The organism is Bacillus sp. SIMBA_074, assembly GCF_046534555.1.
Classification (GTDB): Bacteria; Bacillota; Bacilli; order Bacillales; family Bacillaceae_G; genus Bacillus_A; species Bacillus_A mycoides.
The window spans coordinates 1-235 of the sequence record NZ_JAWRYM010001254.1 but is presented as its reverse complement, the minus strand read 5'-3'; the positions used below and the strand labels follow the sequence as shown (position 1 = coordinate 235).

Annotated in this window: 1 protein-coding gene; it reads left to right on the top strand. The window is 54.9% G+C overall.

Annotated features, from left to right (window positions below; translation table 11 throughout):
* A partial coding sequence (locus tag SB773_RS34740; RefSeq protein ID WP_486304343.1) for a spermine/spermidine synthase domain-containing protein occupies positions 1 to 235 on the top strand: 235 nt, incomplete at both ends.

The window sequence follows — 235 nt, the reverse complement described above, 5'->3', positions numbered from 1 at the left end:
CCCCTAAACGGGTACTCATTGTAGGCGGCGGTGACGGACTGGCCGTACGTGAAGTGCTCAAGTACCCTGGAGTTGAGCATGTTGACCTTGTCGATCTGGACCCGATGGTGCTGGATGTAGCTAAGCACGTACCCGCGGTCGTTTCACTGAATGAGGCGTCCTTGCATGATCCGCGTGTACACGTTCATCCTCAGGACGCAGCTCAATTTCTGGACTTGCAACGACCTTCCTATCA